This is a genomic window from Isoptericola sp. GX10416 (assembly GCF_056590155.1).
The window spans coordinates 630,342-654,695 of sequence record NZ_JBWPVO010000001.1 but is presented as its reverse complement, the minus strand read 5'-3'; the positions used below and the strand labels follow the sequence as shown (position 1 = coordinate 654,695).

21 protein-coding genes are annotated in these 24,354 nt (G+C 72.7%); 13 read left to right on the top strand and 8 right to left on the bottom strand.

The window, feature by feature from the left end; all coding sequences use genetic code 11:
- Positions 1-9 precede the first annotated feature (9 nt).
- Positions 10-1,626, top strand: a complete 1,617-nt coding sequence (locus ACWAT2_RS03240; RefSeq protein ID WP_402371015.1) for a phytoene desaturase family protein — start codon at positions 10-12, stop codon at positions 1,624-1,626.
- 4 nt (positions 1,627-1,630) lie between these two features.
- Here the strand turns inward: ACWAT2_RS03240 and ACWAT2_RS03235 are convergent, their stop codons facing one another.
- The 6 genes from ACWAT2_RS03235 to ACWAT2_RS03210 all read right to left on the bottom strand — a co-directional run bounded on the left by ACWAT2_RS03235 (position 1,631) and on the right by ACWAT2_RS03210 (position 9,510).
- Positions 1,631-2,437 (bottom strand): hypothetical protein, encoded by an 807-nt coding sequence (locus ACWAT2_RS03235; RefSeq protein WP_402371017.1) that lies wholly within the window; start codon positions 2,435-2,437, stop codon positions 1,631-1,633.
- Positions 2,434-3,366 carry an ABC transporter ATP-binding protein gene (locus ACWAT2_RS03230; RefSeq protein ID WP_402371019.1) on the bottom strand — a complete coding sequence of 311 codons (933 nt, stop codon included), beginning with the start codon at positions 3,364-3,366 and terminating at the stop codon, positions 2,434-2,436. Before ACWAT2_RS03230 ends, ACWAT2_RS03235 begins: the two co-directional genes overlap by 4 nt.
- A 91-nt stretch (positions 3,367-3,457) precedes the next feature.
- Complete coding sequence (gene cydC / locus ACWAT2_RS03225) at positions 3,458-5,206, bottom strand: thiol reductant ABC exporter subunit CydC (protein WP_402371022.1); 1,749 nt, start codon at positions 5,204-5,206, stop codon at positions 3,458-3,460.
- On the bottom strand, positions 5,203-6,927 hold the full coding sequence (gene cydD, locus ACWAT2_RS03220) for a thiol reductant ABC exporter subunit CydD (RefSeq protein ID WP_402371025.1): 1,725 nt from the start codon (positions 6,925-6,927) through the stop codon (positions 5,203-5,205). Before cydD ends, cydC begins: the two co-directional genes overlap by 4 nt.
- Before the next feature lies 1 nt (position 6,928).
- A complete protein-coding gene (gene cydB / locus ACWAT2_RS03215; RefSeq protein WP_402371027.1) occupies positions 6,929-7,978 on the bottom strand; it encodes a cytochrome d ubiquinol oxidase subunit II in 1,050 nt (349 codons plus the stop codon).
- 32 nt (positions 7,979-8,010) lie between these two features.
- Complete coding sequence (locus tag ACWAT2_RS03210; protein WP_402371030.1) at positions 8,011-9,510, bottom strand: cytochrome ubiquinol oxidase subunit I; 1,500 nt, start codon at positions 9,508-9,510, stop codon at positions 8,011-8,013.
- A gap of 398 nt (positions 9,511-9,908) precedes the next feature.
- Between ACWAT2_RS03210 and ACWAT2_RS03205 the strand changes: the two genes are divergently transcribed.
- Positions 9,909-13,394 (top strand): Rne/Rng family ribonuclease, encoded by a 3,486-nt coding sequence (locus ACWAT2_RS03205; RefSeq protein ID WP_402371032.1) that lies wholly within the window; start codon positions 9,909-9,911, stop codon positions 13,392-13,394.
- 101 nt (positions 13,395-13,495) lie between these two features.
- Positions 13,496-14,074 (top strand): thymidine kinase, encoded by a 579-nt coding sequence (locus tag ACWAT2_RS03200; protein ID WP_402371034.1) that lies wholly within the window; start codon positions 13,496-13,498, stop codon positions 14,072-14,074.
- A gap of 29 nt (positions 14,075-14,103) precedes the next feature.
- On the opposite strand, the gene ACWAT2_RS03195 is transcribed toward ACWAT2_RS03200, so the two are convergent.
- Positions 14,104-15,204: a fatty acid desaturase family protein gene (locus ACWAT2_RS03195; protein ID WP_402371037.1), complete on the bottom strand. Its 1,101-nt coding sequence runs from the start codon at positions 15,202-15,204 to the stop codon at positions 14,104-14,106.
- A gap of 237 nt (positions 15,205-15,441) precedes the next feature.
- Here ACWAT2_RS03195 and ACWAT2_RS03190 point away from each other — a divergent pair, with 237 nt between their 5' ends.
- A complete protein-coding gene (locus tag ACWAT2_RS03190; RefSeq protein WP_402371039.1) occupies positions 15,442-16,287 on the top strand; it encodes a hypothetical protein in 846 nt (281 codons plus the stop codon).
- Positions 16,288-16,318: 31 nt separating this feature from the next.
- On the opposite strand, the gene ACWAT2_RS03185 is transcribed toward ACWAT2_RS03190, so the two are convergent.
- Entirely contained in the window at positions 16,319-16,921 is a 603-nt protein-coding gene (locus tag ACWAT2_RS03185) for a protein-L-isoaspartate O-methyltransferase family protein (protein ID WP_402371041.1), read from the bottom strand.
- Positions 16,922-17,182: 261 nt separating this feature from the next.
- Here ACWAT2_RS03185 and rplU point away from each other — a divergent pair, with 261 nt between their 5' ends.
- The 9 genes from rplU (at position 17,183) to rsfS (ending at position 24,353) form a co-directional block, all read left to right on the top strand.
- Positions 17,183-17,491, top strand: a complete 309-nt coding sequence (rplU, locus tag ACWAT2_RS03180) for a 50S ribosomal protein L21 (protein ID WP_402372073.1) — start codon at positions 17,183-17,185, stop codon at positions 17,489-17,491.
- 68 nt (positions 17,492-17,559) lie between these two features.
- Positions 17,560-17,820: a 50S ribosomal protein L27 gene (gene rpmA / locus ACWAT2_RS03175; protein ID WP_277211664.1), complete on the top strand. Its 261-nt coding sequence runs from the start codon at positions 17,560-17,562 to the stop codon at positions 17,818-17,820.
- A gap of 116 nt (positions 17,821-17,936) precedes the next feature.
- Positions 17,937-19,460, top strand: coding sequence for a GTPase ObgE (obgE, locus tag ACWAT2_RS03170; protein ID WP_402371045.1), 1,524 nt, complete (start codon positions 17,937-17,939; stop codon positions 19,458-19,460).
- A gap of 25 nt (positions 19,461-19,485) precedes the next feature.
- Positions 19,486-20,640 (top strand): glutamate 5-kinase, encoded by a 1,155-nt coding sequence (gene proB, locus ACWAT2_RS03165; RefSeq protein WP_402371048.1) that lies wholly within the window; start codon positions 19,486-19,488, stop codon positions 20,638-20,640.
- 10 nt (positions 20,641-20,650) lie between these two features.
- Entirely contained in the window at positions 20,651-21,982 is a 1,332-nt protein-coding gene (locus ACWAT2_RS03160) for a glutamate-5-semialdehyde dehydrogenase (RefSeq protein WP_402371051.1), read from the top strand.
- A gap of 58 nt (positions 21,983-22,040) precedes the next feature.
- Positions 22,041-22,193: a hypothetical protein gene (locus ACWAT2_RS03155; RefSeq protein ID WP_402371054.1), complete on the top strand. Its 153-nt coding sequence runs from the start codon at positions 22,041-22,043 to the stop codon at positions 22,191-22,193.
- 15 nt (positions 22,194-22,208) lie between these two features.
- Positions 22,209-22,814, top strand: a complete 606-nt coding sequence (gene nadD / locus ACWAT2_RS03150) for a nicotinate-nucleotide adenylyltransferase (RefSeq protein ID WP_402371056.1) — start codon at positions 22,209-22,211, stop codon at positions 22,812-22,814.
- A complete protein-coding gene (locus ACWAT2_RS03145; protein ID WP_402371059.1) occupies positions 22,807-23,913 on the top strand; it encodes a hypothetical protein in 1,107 nt (368 codons plus the stop codon). Before nadD ends, ACWAT2_RS03145 begins: the two co-directional genes overlap by 8 nt.
- On the top strand, positions 23,910-24,353 hold the full coding sequence (rsfS, locus tag ACWAT2_RS03140; protein ID WP_402371062.1) for a ribosome silencing factor: 444 nt from the start codon (positions 23,910-23,912) through the stop codon (positions 24,351-24,353). Before ACWAT2_RS03145 ends, rsfS begins: the two co-directional genes overlap by 4 nt.
- Position 24,354 lies beyond the last annotated feature (1 nt).

Below are 24,354 nucleotides of genomic sequence, written 5' to 3'. Positions count from 1 at the left end.
CGTGCCAGGATGACGCGCATGAGCGCACCGGACCTCGCCGCCCGCTACGACGCCGTGATCGTCGGCGCCGGCCACAACGGCCTGACCGCTGCCGCCTACCTCGCCCGCGCCGGGCGCTCCGTGCTGCTGCTGGAACGTCTCGCGGAGGTGGGTGGGGCGTCGGTGTCCGCGCGCGTGTTCGACGGCGTCGACGCGCGCCTGTCGCGCTACTCCTACCTCGTCTCCCTGCTGCCGCGCCAGGTCGTCGACGAGCTCGGCCTGCGCCTCACTCTGCGTCGCCGGAGGTTCTCCTCGTACACCCCGTTGGGCGGGGGCGGCCTCCTGATCGACAACGGGTCCGACGCCGCGACGCGCGCCTCGTTCGAGGCGCTGGGCGCCGGCCCGGACCACGCCGCCTGGCAGGACTTCTCCGCCCGGCTCGGACGTCTGGCCGAGCGGCTCTTCCCCACGGTGACGGCGCCGTTGGTCTCCCGCGCCGAGGCCCGCGCCCTGGTGGCCGACGACGAGACCTGGCGTGCCGTCGTCGAGCAGCCGTTGGGCGAGACGTTGCGCGCCACGTTCGGCTCGGACGTGGTGCGTGGCGTGGTGGCCACCGACGGGCTCATCGGCACGTTCGCCGACCTCGACGACACCTCGCTGATCCAGAACCGCTGCTTCCTGTACCACGTCATCGGCGGTGGGACGGGCGACTGGGACGTGCCGGTGGGCGGCATGGGCGCGGTCTCGGGCGCCCTGCGCGATGCCGCCCTGGCAGCGGGCGCCACCGTCGTCACCGGTGCGGACGTCACCGGCGTCGGCCCCGGGTCGTCGCGCTCCGACGCCGAGGTGACGTGGACCGACGCCGACGGCGGCACGCACGCCGTGGGCGCCGGGACGGTCGTGAGCGGGGCGGCCCCCGCCACGCTGGACGCGCTGCTCGCCGCTACCGGCGCGGCGCCGTCGGGACGCGCCACCGCTGCGGCGCCCGAAGGTGCCCAGCTGAAGGTCAACATACTGCTGCGCCGGCTGCCCCGGCTGCGTGAGGGCATCGACCCCGTGGCGGCGTTCTCGGGGACGTTCCACGTCAACGAGACGTACGGCCAGCTCCAGGCGGCTCACCGCCAGGCCGCGGCGGGGCAGGTCCCCGAGGTGCCGCCCTGCGAGATCTACTGCCACTCGCTGACGGACGACTCGATCCTCGGGCCGGACCTGCGGGCGGCCGGGGCGCACACCCTGACACTGTTCGGCCTGCACATGCCCGCGCGGCTGTTCCGCGACGATCCGGAGGGCGCGCGGGAAAGGGCGCTCGCGGCCACGCTGCGCTCGCTCGACTCGGTGCTGGCCGAGCCGGTCGAGGACGTGCTGTGGCGGTCGCCGGACGGGCAGCCGTGCCTCGAGGCGCGCACGCCCGTCGACCTGGAGCGCAGCGTCGGGCTGCCGGGCGGGCACATCTTCCACCGGGACCTGTCGTGGCCGTGGTCGGAGACGGACGGCGACGACGGGACGGACGGCCTCGACGCTCCCGGGACGTGGGGCGTCGAGACCGTCCATCCGCGGGTGGTGCTGGCCGGTGCCGGGGCACGCCGTGGCGGTGGCGTCAGCGGGATCCCGGGCAGGGCCGCGGCGATGTCGCTGCTGGCCCGCTGAGCGCTCAGCGGATCTCGGTCCGGAGCACCCGTCGCGTCGCGAGCGCCAGCGGCACCACGATCCAGATCAGCGTCGAGGTACCCACCTGGGCCCACTGCTCGCCGGTGATCTCGGGTGCCGTGACGAAGGCCGTCGACCAGCTCAGGTCGATCCAGGGGCCGTTCTCGGCCCACCAGCTCCACATGCCGGCGACCATGCTGGACAGGATCGGCACCACGAACATGAAGGCGAGGTAGGCGACCATCGCCGGCGCCGTGCTGCGGATCGCGACACCGACGAGGAACCCGAACGCCACGGCGACGACGTTCGCGAGAGCGAGGCGCAGCGCCAGCTCGAGCGGGAGGTCCCAGACGGTCCCGATGCCGCGGACCTGCGCCGCGACCACCGTGCCGATCGCGCTGAGAGCGAGGACGGTCGCCGTCGCCGCGAGCGTCGCGACCAGCAGGGCGGCGGCCTTGGCAGACAGGACGCGGCCACGGCGAGGAACCAGCGCGAACGTCGTCAGCGCGCTCCGCTGACTCCACTCGCCGGCCACGGACAGGACGGCGACCAGCGGAAGAAGGAGCTCCATCGGCATCATGTTGGTCGTGGTGTGCATGCCGAAGGTCACCTCCTCGTCGCTGCCCCAGAGGGTGACGCCGGTGACGACCACGAGGGTGAGCAGGGGCACGGCGGCGAGCAGCCACCGGCTCGACCGGGTGTCGACCAGCTTGCGGAACTCGACGTCGACCAGCCGGGTCATGGGGATGCGCGGTCGTGCGGTGGTGGCGCGTGGCCCGACGACGGTCGGGTCCAGGACTGGGGCGCTCATGCTGCGACTCCGTTCGGCAAGAAGGTGCGTCGCGAGGGAGCTTCCTCGCGCTGGTCGGATGCGGTGAGCTCGAGGAACATGTCCTCCAGGCCGTGGCCGTCCGCGGAGCGCAGCTCGGTGACGGGCAGCCCGGCGCGGAACGCGACCTGGCCGGCGGTCTCCAGGTCGGCATCGGTGGCCACCGCGCCGTCAGGTCGTCGTGTGGCCTGGAAGCCTGCGGAGGTGAGGGCGTCGACGAGCAGCGTGCCGTCGTCGGACCGCACCAGCGTGCCGACCCCGGCGAGCAGCTCGTGGGTCGCCCCGGAGGCGACGATGCGGCCGCGGCCGATCATGATGATGTCGTCCGCGATCATCTCGATCTCGGAGAGCAGATGGCTGGACAGCAGGACCGTCCCGCCGTCGTCGGCGAAGCCGCGCAGGAGGTCGCGCATCCAGCGGATGCCGGCCGGGTCGAGCCCGTTGGCGGGCTCGTCGAGGACGAGGACCTTCGGGTCACCCATCAGGGCGGTCGCGATCCCGAGACGCTGGCGCATGCCGAGCGAGTAGTCGCGGACGCGGCGCTTCCCCTCGGCCCAGGTCAGCCCGACCAGGTCGAGCATCTCGTCGACCCGGATCGGGGGGAGCCCCATGGTGCGTTGGGACAGGACCAGCGTCTCGCGGCCGGTGCGTCCGCCGTGCAGGGCGGAGGCGTCGAGCAGGACGCCGACGTCGAGGCCGGGGTTCGGCAGGTCCTGGTAGCGGTGGCCCAGCACCGTCGCGCGACCCGCCGTCGGGGTCGCGAGACCGGTGAGGGCTCTCAGGGTGGTGGACTTCCCGGCACCGTTGGGACCGAGGAAGCCGGTGACACGACCGGGGAACGCGGTGAACGAGACGTCGTCGACGGCGGCGAAGGTCCCGTAGCGCTTGGTGAGCGAGTCGATCCTGATCATGGCTGGAACGCTACGGACGCCCGGGAGGCCGGGGCATCAGGGATGACCCCCAACCGCACCCTGGGAGGGGTGCGGGACGCCCAGGGTCCGCTCAGGCGGAGCCAGGGCCGGCTCCGCCCGACGTCAGCTCCTGGGTCGCGGCCCAGCGGTAGGCCGGGACGTCACGGAGCAGCTCGGCATGGGTGCCCCGCGCGACGACGCGAGCCGGCACGCCGGCCGGATCCGCGTCGTCGTGCCCGAGCAGGAGCACCTCGTCGGCCGCTCCGAGCGGGGCGAGGCGGTGGGAGGCGACCACCACGGCCCGGCCGCTGGTGCGGGCGATCTTCGCGAGGGTCTCGACGAGCGCGTCGGCCGTACGGGCGTCGAGGTGCTCCGCCGGCTCGTCGACCAGCAGCACACGCTGCGGAGCGAGCAGCGCCCGCGCGACGAGGAGGCGTCGTCGTTCACCGCCCGAGACGTCGCTGCCGCCGGTGTCCAGCAGCGTGCCGAGGCCGTCGGGCAGCCCGTCGAGCCAGTCGTCGAGCCCGACGGCGGCCAGGGCGTCGTGCGCCTCGCGCTCGTCGACGTCCGCCCGGGCCACGCGAAGGTTCTCCAGCACGGTGGTGCCGAAGACGTGGCCGTCCTCGGCGACGAAGAGGCCCTGCCCGTGCACCTCGCCCTCCGCGGGCGCGAGGAGCCCGGCGGCCGTGAGCAGCAGCGTGGACTTGCCGACGCCCGACGCCCCGGCCAGCGCGACGACCGAGCCCGGCCCGACGGCGAGGTCGACGCCCTCGACGACCGACGTACCCGCCGGGCCGCCCCACCCGGCGGCGACGCCGTCCAGGACCAGCCGGCCGGACGCACCGGCCCGGGTCTGCGGTCCGTCGGGTCCGGGCCGTGCCGGGGCGTCGGACGACGAGAGCAGCTCGAGCAGGCGCCGCGCCGCCGCACGGGACCGGCGCAGCTGGACCGCGGCGGCAGGCAGGGCCGCGGTCACCTCGAACACGGCCAGCGGGGTCAGGACGACCACGGCGAGCTCGGTCGCGGCGAGGTCCCCGGCGAGCGCCGCCGGGACGCCGAGCAGCAGGCAGCCGAGCACGGCGAGGGTCTGGGCACCCGCCTCGAGGCCGGCGGAGACGCCCGCGACGCGCGCGCCGTCGTCGGTCGCGGCGGCGAGGCGGTCCTCAGCCGCGGCCAGGCCGGCCCGGCGGTCGGCGAGCCGCCCGGCGACCCGGAGCTGCTGGCCGTCCTCCAACAGCTCGAGCGTGCGCGCCGATACCTCGCCGCGCGCCGCCGCGCCCCGCACCTCGACGGACGCCGACGCGCGGGACGCCAGCCACGGGGAGACCACACCGGTCAGGAGCAGGCCGGCCAGCAGCACGAGCCCGGCAGGGGGCAGGAAGACCCCCACCAGCACGACGGAGCCGATCCCCGTGACGACAGCGACGGCACCAGGGATGAGCGCTCGGACGACGACGTCCCCCACGTCGTCGACGTCGTTGCCGACCCGCGCGAGCAGGTCGCCACGCCGCAGCGCCACGACGTCGGCGCCGCCGCGGGCGATCCGGTCGTACAGGTTGGCACGCAGCGCGGCCATGCCCCGCAGCGCGACGTCGTGGGACGCGAGCCGCTCGAGGTAGCGGAAGAACGCCCGGCCCGTGCCGAACGCGCGCACGCCGACGGCCGCCACGGACAGCACCAGCACGGGTGGCATCTGCGAGGCACGCGCGACGAGCCACGCGGCCGCGGCCGCCAGCCCGATCGCGCACACCAGGGTCAGCGTGCCGAGCGTGACGGCACGGGCCACCCGGCCCCAGCGGATCTCGAGCAATGGCAGGAGCTGCCGCAGCGGGTCGGTCACGACCCCACCACCTCTCGCGCCTCGACGTCGACGACCTGGTCGGCCAGCGCGAGCAGGGACGCCCGGTGCGCGACGACGACGACGGTCCGCCCGGCCTCCCGCCACGTCCGCACGGTGTCCAGCACCACCTGCTCGCCGCGGGCGTCCAGGTGGGCCGTCGGCTCGTCGAGCACCACCACGGGACGGTCGGTGGCACCGACGAGCGTCCGGGCCAGGGCGATCCGCTGGCGCTGCCCGACGCTGAGCCCGACGCCGCCGAGGCCCACGCGGGTATGCCAACCGTCCGGCAGGTCAGCGAGGACGGCGTCGAGCCCGGTCGTGCGAGCAACGGCGTCCAGCGTGGCCGGGGGGACGTCGCGGCCGTCCGTGACGACGTCGTGCACGGTGCCCGGCCCGATCGCCGGGCGCTGCGGGACCCAGGCGACCTGCTCCCACCACGCCGTGGCGTCGACGTCGGCCAGGTCCTGCGCCGCGTCCTGCGCCGGACCTGGAGCGAGGAGGACGCGGCCGGAGTCGGGGCGCAGCAGGCCGAGCAGTAGCAGCACGAGCGTCGACTTGCCGGCGCCGCTGAGCCCGCGCAGCGCGACCACCCGGCCGCCGCCAGGCTCGCCGGTGCCGAGCGTGATGCGGGCCGACAGGTGCGCGGGCGCGTCGACGTGCCGCCCCGGCGCGCGCACGGTGACGTCGTCGAGCACGAGCTCGCCCCCGACGGGGCGGGGAGGCTGCCGGTCCCCGGCCGGCGCGACGGGGGAGTCCAGCACACCGAAGGCGCGCGCCGTGGCCGCCAGACCGTCGCTCGAGGCGTGGAACTCCGCGCCGACGCGGCGCAGCGGCAGGAAGATCTCCGGAGCGAGGACGAGCACCGCCAGGGCGGGCACGAGCTCGACGCCCCCGTGCACCAGACGCAGCCCGACACCCACCGCGATGATCGCGACGCACAGCGTGGTCAGCAGCTCGAGCACCGCCCCGGACAGGAACGCGACCCGCAGCGTCTTCATGGTGGCCCGCCGGGACGACTCGCCGAGCGCCCGCACGCGAGCGGCCGGGCCGACCTCCCGACCGAAGGCCCGCAACGTCGGCAGTCCGGCGACGAGGTCCAGCACCTGCGATCCCAGGCGCTCCACGGTGGCGAGCCGTCGCTCGGACGTACCCGCCGTCATCGTGCCGATCAACCACATGAAGAACGGCACCAGCGGCAGCGTCACCGCGGCGACCAGCGCCGAGATCCAGTCGAGGCCCAGCACCACCAGGACCGTCGCCGGGGTGACGAGAGCCGTCAGGAGCAGCTGCGGCAGGAACCGGACCAGGTACGGCTCGAGGTCGCCGAGCCCCCGGGTGGCGAGCGTGGCGACGTCGGCGGGCCGGGCGCCCGCGGGGGGACGCGGCCCGAGCTCGACCGCGTGCGCCACCACCTGCCGGCGCAGGTCCGCCACGACCTGCGTGGCGGCGCGGCGCCCGAACCGTTCCTGGGCCCAGGCCACCAGGGCGCGGCCGACGGCGGCACCCGCCAGCACGGCGGACCAGCGGACGAGCTCGGCCCGGTCGACCGGGCCGTCGAGACCGGGGCTCGTGGCGACCACGACGGGCGCGAGCGCGTGTGCGATCGCGAAGGCCTGCACCACCACGAGCGCAGCCGAGGCGGCACCCAGCGCCGTGGTCAGCAGGACGTAGGAGCGGGCGGCGCGGGCCTGGCGCAGCAGCCGTGGGTCGAGCGGCCGCACCTCAGAACGCCGCGTCCTTGATCTTCTGCCACGACAGCCCGGCAGGGGCCGGGATGTCCCGCGTGCTCAGGCGACGGCGGAAGACCCAGTACGTCCAGGCCTGGTAGGCGATCACCAGCGGGGTGAGGAACACGGCCACCCAGCTCATCACCGTCAAGGTGTAGTCGGTGGAGGAGGCGTCGGCCACGCTGAGCGCCACGCCACCGTCCACGGCCGGGATCACGTCCGGGTACATGGAGCCGAAGATGAGCACCACGGCCGCCACGATGGTGACCGCCGACAGGGTGAAGGCGATGCCCTCGCTGCGGGCGCGCGTGGCGACGACCACCCCGACGAGGCAACCGGCCGCCACGACCACTGCCGCCCAGGTCCACGGGACGGAGTAGGCCACCTGCGCCCAGACGGCCCAGCCGCCGGCCACGACCAGCGCGACCATCGACAGGCCCGACGCGAGCCGGGCCGCACGACGGCGGATGTCCCCGTCGGTCTTCAGCGCGACGAAGACCGCGCCGTGCAGCAGGAACAGCGTCGCCGTCGTCAGACCGCCCAGCAGCGCGAAGGGGTTGAGCAGGGCCCAGAAGCCGCCGACGTACTGGTGGTCGGCGTCGAGCAGCAGCCCCCGCACGAGGTTGCCGAACGCCACGCCCCACATCACGGCGGGGATCCACGAACCGGCCTGGATCGCCAGGTCGCAGCGCCGCGCCCAGACGGCGTCGGCGATCTTGCCCCGGTACTCGAACGCGACGCCGCGGGCCACCAGCCCGACCAGGATGATGAGCAACGGAAGGTAGAAGCCGGAGAACATCGTCGCGTACCACTCGGGGAACGCGGCGAACGTCGCGCCGCCCGCGGTGAGCAGCCACACCTCGTTGCCGTCCCAGACGGGGCCGATCGTGTTGACGAGCACGCGCCGTTCCTTCTCCCGGTGCTCGCGGTCGCCGCGGGGCAGGATCGAGAGCAGCATGCCGACACCGAAGTCGAAGCCCTCGAGCACGAGGTAGCCGGTCCACAGCACGGCGATGATGACGAACCAGAGGATCGCGAGGTCCACGTCAGGTCTCCAGTCTCTTCAGGTCCGGGCGGTCAGTACGCGAAGGACAGGGGGCGGTCGGAGTCGTCGGGTTCCTGCGCCTCGGGCGACTCGTCGCGCACCGTCTCCGGTGCGCCCTCGATCGTGTACCGGTGCATGAGGCGGTACCAGACGACGGCGAGCACCGCGTAGACGACGGTCAGGACGATCATCGAGGTCAGGATGACGCCGGCAGGGACCGCGGTGGACACGCCGCGTTCGGTGAGCAGCCGGATCTGGTCGATGCCGGTCGGGTTCGGTACCACCACCCACGGCTGGCGCCCGACCTCCGTGAAGATCCAGCCGAAGGAGCAGGCGGCGAACGGCATGGGGATGGCGAGGAGACCGAGGCGTGACAGCCAGACGTTGTCGCTCACGCGTCCCTTGCGCGTGAACCACAGGGCTCCCAGGGCGAGCGCCACGGAGAACGCGGCGAGGCCGATCATGAGCCGGAACGACCAGTAGGTGATGGCCAGGGGTGGCGTGTACGTGACGGGGTCGCCGGACGCCGTGGTGTCGCCGTACCGCTCGGTGTACTGCTCCTGGACGTCGTAGACGCCGGGCAGGTAGGACTCGGGTCCGGAGAACTGGCCGGTGCCCAGGAAGCTCGTGACGCCGGGGATGGAGATGAGGTGGTCGACGTCCTCGCATCCGGCGTGCAGCGGCCCGACGGCGAGGATGGAGAACTCCGCCGACTCGGTGCCCTCGCACAGCGCCTCGGCGGAGGACATCTTGCCGGGCTGCTGCTCGTACATGAGCTTGCCCTGCACGTCGCCCGACCAGATGAGCCCTGCGCCGGAGACGATCATCACCCAGATGCCGACGCGCACGGCGGGGCGGTAGACGGTCCGAGCGGTCTCGATGTGCTCGGGCCTGCGACTGCGGACGAGGCGCACCATCCACCAGGTCGCGATGCCGGTGACGAACGTGCCGGCGGTGAGGAATGCGGCTGTGATGGTGTGGGGGAACGCGGCCAGGAGGGTGTTGTTGGTCAGCACCGCCCAGATCGACTCCATCTCGGCGCGGCCGGTCTCGGGGTTGAAGACGGCGCCCACGGGGTGCTGCATCCACGAGTTGGCGGCGAGGATGAAGAACGCCGACAGGTTGGTGGCGAGCGCGAAGAGCCAGATCGAGGCGAGGTGGATCTTCTTCGACACGCGGTCCCAGCCGAAGATCCACACGCCCAGGAAGATCGACTCGACGAAGAACGCGGCCAGCGCCTCCATGGCCAGCGGTGCGCCGAACACGTCACCGACGAACCGGGAGTACTCGCTCCAGGCCATGCCGAACTGGAACTCCTGCCAGATGCCGGTGACGACACCGAGGGCGAAGTTGATCAGGAGGAGCTTGCCGAAGAACTTGGTCAGCCGCAGCCAGCGTTCCCTCTGCGTGACGACCCACGCCGTCTGCATCCCGGCGACGATCGGCGCGAGCCCGATCGTCAGCGGGACGAAGATGAAGTGGTAGACGGTGGTGATGGCGAACTGCCACCGAGCCAGGGCGAGAGCGTCCACGAACGGACTCCTTGGGTGCGAGGCACGTCTTGTGAAGATCTTCACGAACGTTCTCGTGAAGATCTTCACAAGTCAAGCCGGAGCGGACGACTGTGAGCGGCGCCACGCCGACCTGGTCGCCTCGGTCTGCACCTTGATCCAGGAGTGCGATACTGGACGGCAGACCGCCGGGGCCACATCCCTCGGCCGGTCGACAAGCTTGCAGCTCCCGCGTCCCGCACGCGGTGCCGCGGCGGGGCGTGAAGGGGCCCGGCGGCCGGCGGCCGCGAAGACGGGGGTGACGCAGCCGAGACCGAGACTTCCGTCCGGGCGGCGCGCTGAGCAGCGCTGCCACCCCGACGGCGACCACCCGGCGGCCGGTAGGTGTGGGCCGGCGACCGGGAGCAGGAGCGTATTTCGTGACGTCCGACATCCCGACCGGCGACCAGGCGACGAACGAGGCCGGGAGCACCCCGCCCCGCCGCGCGACCCGCCGCCGGGTCACCCGGCCGACCTCGGCCCCGCAGACCACCGGCCCCGCACCGATCGTCGTGCCCGCCACGCCGGCACCGGAGACGGCAGGACCCGCTGACGAGCCGACGCAGCCGCCGGCGACCTCCGCGCCCGAGCAGCCCGTCGTCGGCGAGGCTCCGGCCTCCGGCTCCGGGCGCCGCCCGCGCCGGGCGACCCGTCGCACCGCCGGACCCGCCACGAACGCGGCCGTAGACGCCGCGTCGTCGGCCGTCGAAGCACCCATGACCGACAGCGCCGACACCACCGCGAGCCCGGAGCCGATCACGCTGCCCGAACCTGCTCAGGAGCCGGCCGCGTCCGCCTCGTCGCTGTCGTTGGACGACATCGTCCTCCCCGGTGGCCCGGAGACCGCACCGTCGTCCGCGCCGAAGAAGTCCTCGCGCACCAAGAGCGCGGACCAGGCCGAGCAGCCGCCGAGGCGGTCCCGGTCGCGCGCGACGAAGAAGGCCGAACCGGCCGCCGCAGCGGAGCCCGCAGCAGAGCCCGCACCTGAGACGGCGGCGCCCAAGCGGCGCCGGGCCGGCCGCGCGGCTGGTGCGTCCGCGGAGGCCACGGCGCCGGCGGCAGAACCCGAGGCCGAGAAGCCTGAGGCCGAGAAGCCTGAGGCCGAGTCCGAGGCGTCGACCGCGCGCACCGCCGGCGGGGCGGGCACACCGCGCCTCGCGACCACCGCGCTGCTTTTCCAGGCCCCGGAGATTTCCGGGGCCCGCAAGTCCCGCCGGGCCCAGGCGCCGGCAGGCCCGCCGCGGTCGCACGACGACGTCGCCGAGCGCACCGGCTCGGGGCCCGAGCAGACCGGCGAGACCGCCGCGACCACCGAGCCGGCCGAGGAGCCGACGACCGGCCAGCCGGCCGCGAAGACCCGGAGGGCGACGAGATCGACGGGCCAGGGCACCCGGTCCACGAAGGCGCTCGAGGAGGCCGTCGAGTCCTCAGCCGCCGAGGCGCCCGGGACGTCCTCCGCCGAGCCGGAGGAGGCCGCGTCGGAGGAACCGGCGGCGCTCACGCTGAGCGAGGCCGAGGAGGCCGCCGTCTCCGAGCTCGAGATCATCGAGACCGAGCTGGAGTCGGAGGGTGTCACGCTCCCCGAGCTGCGCCCCGAGGACTTCCGTGAGGACGGCGAGGAGTCCGAGATCCGCCCGCGGCGCCGCCGTCGTCGTGGTGGACGGGGTCGCCGGGGTGGCCGCAAGGTCGACCCGCGTGACGACGACGAGCAGGACGACGAGCAGGGCGAGGACAGCGCGGACGAGTCGACGGCCTCGGCGGACGAGGGCACCTCGCAGCCGTCGAAGGCCGCCGAGCAGGACGACGCGCCCGCCGAGACCGGTGCCCAGCGGGAGAGCGGGCCGGAGGACTCCGACTCGTCGAGCTCGAGCCGTCGTCGTCGACGCCGCCGTCGCGGCGGCCGCGGCAGCGACCGGGACACCGGCCGCAGGGAGCGGGCCGAGGACGAAGTCACCGCACTGAAGGGGTCCACCCGGCTCGAGGCGAAGCGTCAGCGTCGCCGGGACGGGCGCGACGCGGGGCGCCGCCGCCAGATCATCACCGAGGCGGAGTTCCTGGCACGGCGCGAGTCCGTGCAGCGCTCGATGTTCGTGCGTGAGGAGGACGGACGCACCCAGATCGCCGTGCTCGAGGACGGCGTCCTCGTGGAGCACTACGTCTCCCAGCAGGAGCAGGCCTCGATGGTGGGCAACGTCTACCTCGGCCGCGTCCAGAACGTCCTGCCGTCCATGGAGGCGGCGTTCGTCGACGTGGGCAAGGGCCGCAACGCCGTGCTCTACGCGGGCGAGGTCAACTGGGACGCCGCCGGCATCGACGGCCAGCCGCGCCGCATCGAGGAGGCCCTCAAGTCGGGCGACTCCGTGCTCGTGCAGGTGACCAAGGACCCGATCGGGCACAAGGGCGCCCGGCTGACCTCGCAGATCACGCTCGCCGGTCGCTACCTGGTGTTCGTGCCCGGTGGTGGCATGACCGGCATCAGCCGCAAGCTGCCCGACACCGAGCGCAGCCGCCTCAAGAAGATCCTGCGCGACGTCGTCCCGGAGGGCGCCGGCGTCATCGTGCGGACCGCCGCCGAGGGAGCCTCGGAGGACGAGCTGCGCGCCGACGTCGGACGGCTCGAGGCGCAGTGGAAGGCGATCAGCGACAAGGCGGCCAGGTCGTCGACCAGCGCGCCCAGTCTGCTGCAGGGTGAGCCGGACATGGCGATCCGCGTGGTCCGTGACATCTTCAACGACGACTTCACCTCGCTCGTCGTGCAGGGCGACCACGCGTGGTCCGAGATCTCGTCCTACGTGGCCGAGCTCGCACCCGACCTCCGGGAGCGGGTCTCGCGGTGGAACGAGCCGGGCGACGTCTTCGCCAAGCACCGTGTCGACGAGCAGCTCGCCAAGGGCATGGACCGCAAGGTGTGGTTGCCGTCCGGCGGGTCGCTCGTCATCGACCGGACCGAGGCGATGACCGTCGTCGACGTCAACACCGGCAAGTTCACCGGCTCGGGCGGCACGCTCGAGGAGACCGTGACCCGCAACAACCTGGAGGCGGCGGAGGAGATCGTCCGTCAGCTCCGCCTGCGGGACATCGGCGGCATCATCGTGATCGACTTCGTCGACATGGTCCTTGAGTCGAACCGTGACCTCGTGCTGCGCCGGCTGGTCGAGTGCCTCGGCCGGGACCGCACCAAGCACCAGGTGGCCGAGGTCACCTCGCTCGGTCTCGTCCAGATGACGCGCAAGCGCGTGGGGCAGGGGCTCGTCGAGGCCTTCTCCTCGACCTGCGAGCACTGCAAGGGCCGTGGCTTCATCGTCCACAGCGAACCGGTCGAGCGGGGCGGTGCCGTGTCGTCGGGTGCCGGCGACGACAGCTCCAAGCGGTCACGCCGCAAGCGTGGCGGTGCCAAGAAGGAGGAGTCGCAGCCGTCGGGCGCCGACATGGCCAAGCTGCCGGACGACAAGTCCGAGGCACGCGAGGCCGTCAAGGCGACGCTGGCCACGATCGCCGCCGCAGCAGCCCATGCCCACGACCACGACGAGCACCACGGCGGCGAGGAGCCGGCACGGGCTGCCGACACCGTGGCCTCGGCGGAGACCGTGGACCCGCCGGAGCCGGTCACCGAGGGCACTGCCGCCGAGTCGGGCGCCGCGGTGGAGGCGGCGGTGGAGGCGATCGTGCTGCCGGAGCCGGCACCCGAGCCGGTCGAGCGGCGGGAGCCGGTCTCGGACCTGCGCGCCGCCGCTGCGGACGCACCGGAGGACGAACCGGCTCCGGAGCCGGCACCCGCCAAAGGAGCCGGAGCCGAGGAGGCTCCTGAGCAGGCTGATGACGAGGCTGCGACGCTGACGGACGGTCCGCCGGCCGACGGCCGGTAGCTCGTCCACGCCGCACGCCCGTGCCCGCCCTCAGGGGACGGGTACGGGCGTGCGGCGTTTCCGGGCCGTTCGACCGCCGGGCGGATGCTTGACTGGACCGTATGGATGACGGTCGAGACGCCGGTCGCCTGACGGTGATCGGCGGCCCCATGTTCGCCGGCAAGACGGAGGAGCTGGCCCGGATGGTCCGGCGCGCGCAGATCGCCGGGCGCGAGGTGCTGACCGTGGCGCACACCTTGGACGTCCGCTACGGGGCGGGGGTGGTGGCGTCCCACTCGGGCGTCGAGATCGCGTCGCGGTCCGTGGACGGACCCGCGGAGATACCCGGCCTCGTCGGTCCACGGACACGGATGGTGGCGGTCGACGAGGCCCAGTTCTTCGGGCCCGAGCTCGTGGCGGTCGTCCTCGACCTGCTCGACTCGGGCCTCGACGTCGTCGTCGCGGGACTCACGGTGACGTTCGACGGGCGCCCGTTCGAACCGGTGCCCGCACTCATGGCGCTGGCCGAGACCGCCGCGAAGCTCACCGCCGTGTGCGCGGTGTGCGGACGGGACGCCGCCTACCACGTGCGGTTGCCCGACGCGGAAGTGCTGCCCGGCGACGCCCTCGTCGCCGTCGCCGCTCACGTCGGGGGCACGGACTCCTACCAGGCGCGCTGCCGGGCGCACCGTCGGGCCTGAGGTCGGCCTCGGACCGCGGCCGACCTGCCTCAGTAGCCGCGCAGCTCCTGCCGCAGCGGGCAGTCGAACGGGTCACGGGCGGCGAGGCCCACGCGGTTGAGATAGCGGACGACGATCGCGTAGGACGCGACGAGGCTCGTCTCCGTGTACGGCAGGCCGTGGTTCGCGCAGTGCTCACGGACCAGGAGGCGCGCCTTCGCCAGGCTCGGCCGCGGCATGCTCGGGAACAGGTGGTGCTCGACCTGGTGGTTGAGCCCGCCCATCAGGACGTTCATGAACCAACCACCGCGGATGTTCCGGGAGGTCAGGACCTGCTTGGACAGGAAGTCCATCTTGACGCCCGCCGGGACGATCTTCATGCCCTTGTGGTTCGGGGCGAAGGAAGCGCCCATGTAGACGCCGAAGACGGCGAGCTGAACACCGATGAACGCCGCGGCGAGCCCGGGCGGCATGAACCAGAAGATCACGGCGACATAGAGCGTGAGTCGGACGGCGATCGTGACGAGCTCGCGACGGCGGGTGGCGAGGGTCTTCGGGGGGCCGGTCAGCAGCGACCGGATCGAGGTCACGTGCAGGTTGAGCCCTTCGAGGGTCAGCAGGGGGAAGAACAGCCAGCCTTGACGTCGGGTGATGTGGCGCAGGGGGCCGCGGACCTCAGCGGCGGCCTCCGGGGTGAACCGGATCGTGTCGGGCGCGATGTCCGGGTCCTTGCCCACGTGGTTCGGGTTGGCGTGGTGGCGGGTGTGCTTGGTCATCCACCAGGAGTAGCTGATGCCGACCACGGCGTTGGCCAGCCACCGCCCGACCCGGTCGTTGACCGGTCCGCTCGCGAAGACCTGCCGGTGCGCGGCCTCGTGGGTCAGGAAGGCGATCTGCGTCAGCACGAGGCCGAGCGCCCCCGCCATGAGGAGCTGGAACCAGGAGTCACCGAGCAGCACCATCCCGGTGATCACCCCGCCGAGCGCGAGGGTCACACCGATCCCGGTCCAGAGGTAGTACCCGTAGGCCCGGCGGAGCAGCCCCGCCTCCCGCACCTGTCGTGCGAGGTCGCTGTAGCTGCTCGTGAACTTCGCAGCAGCGCTGGGCGGGGGACCGTTGTCGTCGATGACGGACGGGGCGGAGGGGGCCATGCATGCCTCGCAGAGGGGTCGGTGTCGACTTCCCAGCCGAGATGGTGGGCAGGTGCCCGGTCGTGCAGATGGCCCGAGCCTACGGGACCGTAGGTTCCGGGGCAGCGACCCCCACGTGAAGGTCTCGCGCAGGTCCGCTCTGAAGATCACCCTCCTGGCGTGCCGCCAACGGGGACTCGGTCCGGATATCCTGAGGGTGCCCTGTTCGGGCGGTCTAACTGGAGAACGAGAGACGACATGAAGCGCAAGATCGTCGCGGTGCTCGTGGGTGCTGCCCTCGGTGTCGGTGTGGCAGTGGGTCCGGCGGTTGCCGCCTCCGGCGGATCGGGTGGCGGGGTAGGCCATCCCGATGTGGTGCTCTACAAGGGGCAGCACAACAAGACCGTCAAGATCTCCTATTCGGTGAAGAAGCCGACCAGCGCACAGGTTCGCGCCTGCTTCGACGCTCACAGCTATCCCGAGTATGGCGAGGTCTACGAGGGCTGGGGAGACTTCGACTGGTCCTACGACGTGGAGTACCACGACCGCTACGGGAACGACGTGGGTGGTGGAGCATTCTTCTACGCGGACAAGGCCGGCGCCGCTGGCAAGGTCACGTCGAGCCGTTGGTACGACTGGGAGGCGTTCGGCAAGTACAAGGCGGTCGCGACGATCGAGCGGGATTTCGAAGTTCAGGGCTTGGACGACGAGGGTTGGACATGGGAGCACTACTGCCAGCTACCAGACGCGCGCTACTCGGACACTTTCTACTTCAAGCGGGCGACGTACCTCAAGGTCAATGCCTCACCGGAGCCCGTCCGCAAGGGACGCTATGCCACGGTCAAGGGCACTCTGAAGTTCTGGAACCCTTCCTACGACTACGGTGAGGGCGCGGTGCGCCCGCTCAAGGGCAAGAAGGTGAAGATCTACTTCGACCCGTCGGGCTCCCGGGGTGCCGTCTACAAAAGGACCGCCACCGTGACGTCCAAGGGCACCTTCGTGAAGAAGATCAAGCAGAAGAAGTCCGGGACGTGGATCGTGAAGTATGCCGGGACGTCGACATTGACGCCGGACCGGGCGACGGACGCAGTCAGGGTGAAGTGAGCTTCGGCCATTGCGCCAAACCCGTCTTGCGTCAGTCCTGGACCAGCGGGACGAAGCTGTACGTGCCGTGCTCCGTGGTGCGTACAGCGCCGTCGTCGGACCGCTCGACCAGCAGCATGGCGTGGCGCACCGGGATGACCATCCGTCCCCCGGGGGCGAGCTGCTCCACCAGTTCCCCCGGTAGCTCGTCGGGCGATGCCGAGACCAGGATGCGCTGCCATCCGCCGTCACGGGGCGACCCGAGCGTGCCGCTCGTGGCCGGCACGACCTGTGCCCACGGCGTCGCCTGCCGAGCCAGGTTCGCGGCGCCCCAGGCCGCGATCTCGGGCACGAGCTCGACGCCGAGCACCTCCCCGGTCGGCCCGACCAGGTGTGCGAGCAGCGCCGTCGTCCATCCCGACCCGGACCCGACGTCGAGCACCGTGGCGCCACGGTGCACCTGCAGGAGCCTGAGCATGGCGACGACGGTCGACGGCTGCGAGCAGGTCTGCTCGTGGCCGATGGGCAACGGCCTGTCGGCGCCCGCGACGTGCCGTTGCGCGCGTGGCAGGAATCCGCGACGGTCGACGGCGCGCATGGCCGTGGCGACGGCGTCGTCGCCCCGTGCCCCGGGCGGCTCGGGAGCGGATCTCACGTGATTATCATGGGTCGCTGCCGAGTCCCTCGCGAACCCGCAGGCGGGGACCAGTGGGTCAGGTCACGCTCTCCTGGGCGCTGCGGCAGTTGATCGCAGCTGGCGGCGTCGCGTAGAGTAATGCGTCGGCGCGCCCTCAGCGTGCCTGTCCCGTGTGCCCTCGGCGCACCGCACTCGACCGCCGCGGCGGACCGAGTCCCAGATCAAGCCGGTGACCGACGTCGTGCGAGCACGCCAAGACCAGGAGAGATGAGCATCAGCATGGTGTACGCGATCGTCAAGGCCGGTGGCCGTCAGGAAAAGGTGTCCGTGGGCGACATCGTCGTCATGGACCGCATCCAGGTGTCGGCCGGAGACAGCGTGGAGCTGCCTGCCATCCTGCTCGTGGACGGGGAGAAGGTGACCTCCGACGCTGAGAAGCTCGCGAAGGTCAAGGTCACCGCGGAGGTCGTCCGGGACGCCAAGGGCCCGAAGATCACCATCCACAAGTACAAGAACAAGACCGGCTACCGGAAGCGCCAGGGTCACCGCCAGCAGCTGACCCGCCTGAAGGTCACCGGCATCAAGTGATGTCCGGCGGGCGTCGCCGCCCGCCAGGTTCCCCACACTCTTCGTACTTCTGAGAAAGCAGGTCAGACATGGCACACAAGAAGGGCGCGAGCTCCTCGCGCAACGGTCGTGACTCCAACGCGAAGTCGCTCGGCGTGAAGCGCTACGGCGGCCAGGTCGTCGGCGCGGGCGAGATCATCGTCCGCCAGCGCGGCACCCACTTCCACCCGGGCGAGAACGTCGGCCGCGGTGGCGACGACACGCTGTTCGCGCTGGCTGCCGGCGAGGTCGCCTTCGCGACGCGTCGTGGTCGCAAGGTCGTCGACATCGTCGCGGCCGCGCAGGCCTGATCCACCGGATCCGAGCCGCGCGCAGCGGACCGCTGCCGCACTTCCCACGAGGGGCGCACCATCTCGGGTGCGCCCCTCGTGCTGTTCTCCGCCTGCCGTCCTGAGAGGATCTACCCATGGCCAGCTTCGTCGATCGAGTGGTGCTGCACGCCGCCGGCGGTGACGGCGGGCACGGGGTCGCGTCCGTGCACCGTGAGAAGTTCAAGCCGCTCGGCGGGCCCGACGGCGGCAACGGCGGCGACGGCGGCAGCGTCCGGCTCGTCGTGGACGCCCAGACGACCACGCTGCTCGAGTACCACCACTCGCCCCACCGCCGCGCGCCCAAGGGCGGGCAGGGCATGGGTGACGACCGGGACGGGGCCAAGGGCGACGACCTGATCCTGCGTGTCCCCGACGGCACCGTCGTCAAGGACCGCGACGGCGGCGTGCTGGCCGACCTGGTGGGCGACGGCACCGAGTTCGTCATCGCCGAGGGCGGTCGCGGCGGGCTGGGCAACCGCGCGCTCGCCTCGCCGAAGCGCAAGGCGCCCGGCTTCGCGCTCCTCGGCGAGCCGGGCGAGGAACGCGACGTCGTCCTCGAGCTCAAGTCGATCGCCGACGTCGCCCTGGTGGGCTTCCCGAGTGCCGGCAAGTCGTCCCTGATCGCCGCGGTCTCCGCGGCCCGGCCGAAGATCGCCGACTACCCCTTCACGACGCTGGTGCCCAACCTCGGCGTGGTGCAGGCCGGAGACGTCCGGTACACCGTCGCCGACGTCCCCGGGCTGATCCCCGGCGCGAGCGAGGGCAGGGGGCTGGGCCTGGAGTTCCTGCGCCACATCGAACGCACGGCCGTCATCGTGCACGTGCTCGACTGCGCCACGCTGGAGCCCGGGCGTGACCCGATCAGCGACCTCGAGGCCCTCGAGGCCGAGCTGGCCGCCTACGCAGGTGACCTGGAGATCGAGGGCGGCAGGGTCCCGCTGCTGGAGCGTCCTCAGCTCGTCGTGCTCAACAAGATCGACGTCCCCGAGGCCCGCGAGCTCGCGGACTTCGTCCGGCCGGAGCTGGAGGCGCGCGGACTGCGGGTTTTCGAGGTCTCGACGGCCTCCCACGAGGGGTTGCGACCGCTGACCTTCGCGCTCGGTGAGATCGTCGCCAGGGCCCGCGCCGCGGCACCGCCGCCCGAGCCGGCCCGTGTGGTCCTGCGTCCCCGGGCCGTCAACGACGCCGGGTTCACCGTCACGCGCCGCACGGACGGCAGCACCGGCCACGTGTACTTCCTGGTCGAGGGTCGCAAGCCGTACCGCTGGGTGCGCCAGACGGACTTCAACAACGACGAGGCGGTCGGGTTCCTCGCGGACCGCCTCGCCAAGCTCGGCGTCGAGGACCGGCTCCTCAAGGCCGGTGCCGTCGCGGGCGACGAGGTGCGCATCGGCACCGAGCGTGACGCCGTCGTCTTCGACTGGGAACCCACCATGGCCACCGGTGCCGAGCTGCTGGGCGCCCGGGGCACCGACCTGCGCTTCGAGCACGAGTCGCGACCCACGCGTGCGCGCAAGCGCCAGGAGCACAGCGAACGGATGGACGCCAAGACGGCGGCGCGCGAAGAGCTGTGGACGGAGCGCGACGCGGGTCACTGGGCGGACCCCGCCGACGACTGACGGCGGTTGCGGGGATGATGGCCTCGTGAACGCCACCTCCCGCTCTGCGCTGCCCGTCGCTCGTCGGCTCGTCGTCAAGATCGGCTCGTCCTCGCTGACGCGACCGGACGGCCACCTCGACGTGGTGGCGCTGCGCGCACTGGTGGACGTCCTGGCCGCGCGCCGCGCGAAAGGCCAGGAGGTCGTGCTCGTCACGTCCGGGGCGATCGCCGCGGGTATCGGGCCCGCCGGGCTGACGTCGCGGCCGCGCGACCTCGCGACCATGCAGGCCTGCGCGATGCTCGGCCAGGGTCAGCTCGTGGCGCGCTACAGCGAGGCGTTCGCCGCGCACGGGCTCCGGGTCGGCCAGGCGCTGCTCACGGCGGAGGACACGGTGCGCCGCGTCCGGTACCGCAACGCGCAGCGCTCCCTCGAGAAGCTTCTCGCGCTCGGCGTGGTGCCGGTCGTCAACGAGAACGACGCCGTGACCATCGACGAGCTGCGCTTCGGCGACAACGACCGCCTCGCCGCTCTCGTGTCCCACCTGGTGCGGGCCGACGCGATGGTCCTGCTCACGGACGTCGACGGTCTGCACGACGCTCCGCCGAGCCGTCCCGGTGCTCGCCGGATCTCCCACGTGGCGGACCTCGCCGACGTGGCGGGGGTCGAGGTGACGGCGCGGGGGAGCAGCGTCGGCACCGGCGGGATGGTCACCAAGCTCGAGTCGGTGCGCATCGCGACGGAGGCCGGGGTGCCCGTGGTCCTCACCGCCGCCGCGAACGTGGCGCAGGCGCTGGCGGGCGACGACGTCGGGACGTTCTTCACCGCCGGAGGCAAGCGCACCACCGCCCGGCGGCTGTGGATCGCGCACGCGGCACGGGCCGCGGGCGTCCTGCACCTCGACGACGGCGCCACGCGCGCGGTGCTCGGCGGTCGCGCCTCCCTCCTGCCCGCCGGGATCACCCGGGTGGAGGGACAGTTCGACGCCGGCGACCCGGTCGAGCTGGTCGGTCCGGACGGCACCGTGGTCGCCCGTGGGCTCGTCGCCTACGACGCGACCGAGCTGCCGCCGCTGCTGGGACGATCCACCTACGAGCTCCGGGAAGACCTCGGCGAGGGATACGACCGTGAGGTCGTGCACCGCGACGATCTGGTGCTCGAAGGACGGAACGGCCTGTCCTCGTCGGCCTCGGCGTCGTAGTCTCGAGGGCATGACCACGACGTTCGAGACCGCAGCGACCGCGACGCCCGGCCCTGCCCAGCGACCGCAGCCGGACGCCGAGGTGACGGCCGCCGTCCAGGACGTCGCGCGCCGCTCGCAGACGGCGTCGCGCGTGCTGGCCACCGCCACCCGGGCCGAGAAGGACGAGACGCTGCACGCGCTCGCCGACGCCCTCGTGGCGGCGTCGGACGAGATCGTGTCGGCGAACGCCGACGACGTCGCCCGCGGGCGGGGGAACGGCATGAGCGAAGGCCTGCTCGACCGCCTCACGCTCACCGGCGACCGCGTCGTCGCCATCGCCGACGCCCTGCGCGAGCTCGCCGCGCTGCCCGACCCGGTCGGGGAGGTGGTGCGCGGACAGACGCTGCCCAACGGCCTGCGGATGCGTCAGCTCCGCGTCCCGATGGGTGTGGTCGGCATGATCTACGAGGCGCGCCCCAACGTCACCGTGGACGCCGCCGGGCTGGCGCTCAAGTCCGGCAACGCGGTCATCCTGCGTGGGGGCAGCGCCGCGGCGTCGTCGAACACCAGGATCACGGCGGTCCTGCGAGCGGCGCTCGAAGCGCGCGGCCTGCCCGCCGACCTGATCCAGTCCATCGACGTGTACGGCCGTCCTGGCGGGGTCGCCCTCATGCAGGCGCGTGGTCTGGTGGACCTGCTCGTGCCGCGCGGCGGGGCCGATCTGATCCGCACCGTCGTCGAGCAGTCGACGGTACCGGTCATCGAGACCGGCACGGGCAACGTGCACGTGTACGTGGACGCCTCGGCGGACACCGCGACCGCCGTCGAGATCATCATGAACGCCAAGACGCAGCGTGTCGGGGTCTGCAACGCCGCGGAGACCCTGCTGGTGCACGCGGACGCCGCCGCGCGCTTCCTGCCCGTCGCGCTGGCCGCGCTCAGCGGGGCGGGCGTCGTCCTGCACGGTGACGAGGGAGCGCGGGCGTCGGCCCCCGGGGACGTCGCCGTCACCCCGGCCACGGACGAGGACTGGGCGACCGAGTATCTCGCGCCAGAGCTCGCCGTCCGGGTGGTCGACTCGCTCGACGAGGCCATCGAGCACATCCGCACGTGGAGCTCGGGTCACACCGAGGCGATCGTCACCCGCGACCTCGCAGCGTCCGAGCGGTTCGTGGCGGAGGTCGACTCCGCGGCCGTGATGGTGAACGCCTCGACCCGGTTCACCGACGGCGGCCAGCTCGGCATGGGGGCGGAGATCGGCATCTCCACCCAGAAGCTCCATGCTCGTGGACCGATGGGGCTCGCCGAGCTGACCACGACCAAGTGGGTGGTGCACGGTGACGGCCACGTACGGCCCTGACCGCACGGCGTGAGAGACTGTGCCCCGACTTGCCCCGACTACTTCTTGAGGAGCCCCCGTGCTGCACACCGCCGTCCAGGTCGCCGAGGAGGCAGCCGAGCACGCGTCGTCCGGCATCCCGCCCGTCATGCTCGGTGTGATCGCCTTCGGGGGATTCGTCGTCGCGCTGCTCGCGACGTTCGCCTTCCGCAACGCCAGCAACAAGCACTGACGAGACCGCCTACCGGTGAGTGAGCAGCGGCGTCCCCGGATCGGGGTGATGGGTGGCACGTTCGACCCCATCCACCACGGCCACCTGGTGGCCGCGAGCGAGGCCGCGGCGTTGCTCGACCTCGACGAGGTCGTCTTCGTGCCGACGGGCAAGCCGAGCTTCAAGCAGGACACCCGCGTGTCGCCCGCCGAGCACCGCTACCTCATGACGGTCATCGCCACGGCGTCCAACCCGCGGTTCACGGTCAGCCGGGTCGACATCGACCGGCCCGGCCTGACCTACACGGTCGACACGCTGCGCGACCTGCGGCAGGATCGGCCCGACGCCGACCTGTACTTCATCACGGGTGCGGACGCGATCGAGCAGCTCCTGACATGGAAGGATGCGGGGTCGCTGTGGGAGATGGCGCACTTCGTGGCCGTCACCCGGCCCGGTCACCGGCTCACGGTCGACGGCCTGCCCTCCGAGGGCGTCACCACGCTCGAGGTGCCGGCGCTGGCCATCTCGTCCACGGACTGCCGTCGGCGCGCGGAGGCGGGCCAGCCGGTCTGGTACCTGGTGCCGGACGGCGTCGTTCAGTACATCGCCAAGCACGGTCTGTATCGAGGTCTCGATGAGTGACAACACGTCCCGGCCGCTGACGCGGCGGGAGATCCGCGAACGCGAGCAGGCCGCCGCCGAGGCGGCGGCCCGACAGGCAGCACCGCCCGGCCAGTCCGCGCCCGCTCCCGGCGCCGGTCCCGCGGCCTTCGGTCGTGGGGCGCAGAGCGCCTCGTCGGCGCCTCCCGCGGCCGCACCGCCGTCGCGCCGCTCGCTGCGCGAGCAGCACCCCGGCGCTGCGAGCCCGTCGCCCGGTCCCGCGCCGACCGTCCGCCCACCGTCGACGTCCGGGGGAGTGCGGGGCGTCGACGAGACGGGCCGGCTGACCCCGGTGCGCCGTCCCGGTGGTGATCCGGGCGCCGGCGGGTCTCCGGCACCCGCCGCTACGCCCCGGACTCCCACGCGGAGCTCGCTGCGTCCGTCGCCGTTCGGTGGCGAGAGCGGCCCGGCGGCCGGCGGTGCGTCGCCCGCACGGACAGAGTCGCCTCGCCCCGCGTTCCCCGGTGGACCTGGCGCGACGCGCCTCGGCGGCGCGCCCGCTCCGGCTCCTGGCCCGGAGGCCGCTCCGTCACCGTTCGACGCCGGCGGGCCGAGCCGGCGTTCGGCCTTCGGCTCGTCGTCCGGATCTCCTGGCGCTCCTGTCGCGCCGCCCGCGAGCACGCCGCCTGCGGCGGCTCCGACACCTTCCCGCACGGCACCGGCGTGGCCTGGCGCGGCGAGCTCCTCGGGCCCGGGCGCTCCCTCGAACCAGGATCCGGACGCGACCGCCGTCGCACCCGCGCTGCCGTGGGGCACAGCGACGAGCGGGTCGGGCGCCGCGGCCCCCGGAGCGCAGGCACCTGCGCCACCGCGACAGGAGGCGCCAGGTGCGTCGCCCTTCGCCTCTGTCGTCGGGGAGGGGCGGCCCGCGCGGGTCGACCAGGACCTCGACGACGACGACGAGTGGGACGAGCCGGAGCCGTCCTACACCTGGCTGCACTACATCGTGCTGGTGGTCGTGGCATTCATCCTCGGCGCACTGGTCTGGAACCTCCTCCTCGACGGTCCCGACACGGAGGACTTCGGCACCGAGGAGGCATCGGCTCCCGTGACGCTGATGCACGAGGGAGGGCCGCGATGACGGCCACGGACCGTGCGGTCGAGCTGGCCATCACCGCGGCTCGTGCCGCGTCCGGCCGCAAGGCGCAGGAGATCATCGCCCTCGACGTCAGCGAGCAGCTGGTGCTCACCGACGTCTTCCTCATCGCGTCCGGCACGAACGAGCGACAGGTCGGCGCCGTCGTCGACGCCGTCGAGGAGGCGATGTTCGCCGCGGGGGCGAAGGCGATCCGTCGCGAGGGCAAGGCGGAGGCGCGCTGGGTCCTCCTCGACTTCGGCGACGTCGTCGTGCACGTCCAGCATGCCGAGGATCGTGTCTACTACGCCCTCGAGCGGCTCTGGAAGGACTGCCCGGCGATCGAGCTGCCCGAGGACGCCCGTGGCGGCGACGGTGCGGCGGCCCGGGAAGAGTTCGGTGACACCCCGCCTGACGGGACGATCCGCCTGGCCGGCGGGCGGTGAG

Bases quoted from the DNA above. Each gene is read 5' to 3' on its own strand.
- ACWAT2_RS03230 (WP_402371019.1), bottom strand. From the start codon at position 3,366: ATGATCAGGATCGACTCGCTCACCAAGCGCTACGGGACCTTCGCCGCC.
- ACWAT2_RS03235 (WP_402371017.1), bottom strand. From the start codon at position 2,437: ATGAGCGCCCCAGTCCTGGACCCGACCGTCGTCGGGCCACGCGCCACC.
- rplU (WP_402372073.1), top strand. From the start codon at position 17,183: ATGGTGTACGCGATCGTCAAGGCCGGTGGCCGTCAGGAAAAGGTGTCC.
- ACWAT2_RS03195 (WP_402371037.1), bottom strand. From the start codon at position 15,204: ATGGCCCCCTCCGCCCCGTCCGTCATCGACGACAACGGTCCCCCGCCC.
- ACWAT2_RS03200 (WP_402371034.1), top strand. From the start codon at position 13,496: ATGGATGACGGTCGAGACGCCGGTCGCCTGACGGTGATCGGCGGCCCC.
- ACWAT2_RS03160 (WP_402371051.1), top strand. From the start codon at position 20,651: ATGACCACGACGTTCGAGACCGCAGCGACCGCGACGCCCGGCCCTGCC.
- rsfS (WP_402371062.1), top strand. From the start codon at position 23,910: ATGACGGCCACGGACCGTGCGGTCGAGCTGGCCATCACCGCGGCTCGT.
- ACWAT2_RS03190 (WP_402371039.1), top strand. From the start codon at position 15,442: ATGAAGCGCAAGATCGTCGCGGTGCTCGTGGGTGCTGCCCTCGGTGTC.
- ACWAT2_RS03145 (WP_402371059.1), top strand. From the start codon at position 22,807: ATGAGTGACAACACGTCCCGGCCGCTGACGCGGCGGGAGATCCGCGAA.
- obgE (WP_402371045.1), top strand. From the start codon at position 17,937: ATGGCCAGCTTCGTCGATCGAGTGGTGCTGCACGCCGCCGGCGGTGAC.
- ACWAT2_RS03240 (WP_402371015.1), top strand. From the start codon at position 10: ATGACGCGCATGAGCGCACCGGACCTCGCCGCCCGCTACGACGCCGTG.
- rpmA (WP_277211664.1), top strand. From the start codon at position 17,560: ATGGCACACAAGAAGGGCGCGAGCTCCTCGCGCAACGGTCGTGACTCC.